The organism is Rhizobium redzepovicii (assembly GCF_019793435.1).
Classification (GTDB): Bacteria; Pseudomonadota; Alphaproteobacteria; order Rhizobiales; family Rhizobiaceae; genus Rhizobium; species Rhizobium redzepovicii.
The window spans coordinates 1-1489 of the sequence record NZ_JAILYH010000051.1; the positions used below are offsets into that span (position 1 = coordinate 1).

Sequence of the window (1489 nt, forward strand, 5' to 3'; positions counted from 1 at the left end):
TCACGGCAGTGGTCTTCGGCGCGACGTCGGGCACGCTCGGCTCAGCACTCGCCGGCACCTATGGCAGTCTGGTGCTCAACGCATCGGGCGCCTATACTTATGCCGTCAACGAGGCCAATACCGCCGTCCAGGGGCTGCGCCTGTCGACCAACACGCTGAGCGAAGTCTTCAGCTATACGATGCGCGATAGCGCCGGCGCCACGGCCACGGCCAATCTCACCGTCACCATCCATGGCGCCAACGATGCGCCGGTGCTCGCTGTCCAGACGGCCGCCCAGAATGCCACCGTCGGCACGGCCTTCTCCTTCGCGGTGCCAACGACGACCTTCACCGATGTCGACAGCGGCGAGACGCTGGCCTATTCGGCAACGGCCGCCGATGGCACGGCATTGCCGTCTTGGCTCTCCTTCAATGCCTCGACCCGGACCTTCTCCGGCACGCCGACGGCAGGCGGCACCTACGGCGTCAAGGTCACGGCGACAGACCTTGGCGGCCTCGCCGCCAACGAGAGCTTCAACATCGCCGTGTCGGTTCCCGGCAACACGACGCCGACGGCGGTCGCCGATGCGGGCGATGCGACCGAGAAGGGCGGCGTGGCCAACGGTTCGGGCGGCGCAGTCGCGAGCGGCAACGTGCTGACCAACGATACCGATCCGGATTCTGGTGACACCAAGACCGTCACGGCAGTGGTCTTCGGCGCGACGTCGGGCACGCTCGGCTCAGCACTCGCCGGCACCTATGGCAGTCTGGTGCTCAACGCATCGGGCGCCTATACTTATGCCGTCAACGAGGCCAATACCGCCGTGCAGGGGCTGCGCCTGTCGACCAATACGCTGAGCGAAGTCTTCAGCTATACGATGCGCGATAGCGCCGGCGCCACGGCCACGGCCAATCTGACCGTCACCATCCATGGCGCCAACGATGCGCCGGTGCTGGCTGTCCAGACGGCGGCCCAGAACGCCACCGTCGGCTCCGCCTTCTCCTTCGTGGTGCCGACGACGACCTTCACCGATGTCGACAGCGGTGAGACGCTGACCTATTCGGCAACGGCCGCCGATGGCACGGCACTGCCCGCCTGGCTCTCCTTCAATGCCACGACGCGCACCTTCTCCGGTACGCCGACGACCGCTGGCACCTACGGCGTCAAGGTGACGGCGACGGACCTTGGCGGCCTTGCCGCCAACGAGAACTTCAATATCGCCGCCTCGACGGCGCCCGTGACCTACAGTCTGTTCAACGCCTCCAGCACGCCGACCCAGACCAATCTCAACGATGGTCAGCAGCTCGAGCTTGGCGTCAAGTTCCAGTCGAACGTTGCCGGTGACGTTACCGGCATCAAGTTCTATCGCAGCGCCAACGACAACGGCCAGAACGTTGTCGACCTGTGGACCACGACGGGCACCAAGCTCGCCACCGCCACCTTTGCCGGCACCACCGGCAGCGGCTGGCAGACGGTCAACTTCTCAACCCCCGTCACGATTACTGCCAA

At 65.6% G+C, this 1489-nt stretch carries 1 protein-coding gene; it reads left to right on the forward strand.

Going from position 1 to position 1489, the window contains the following annotated elements; genetic code table 11:
- Nucleotides 1–1489: putative Ig domain-containing protein (locus K6N12_RS33485; protein WP_222149169.1), on the forward strand; the 1489-nt coding region annotated here is incomplete at both ends.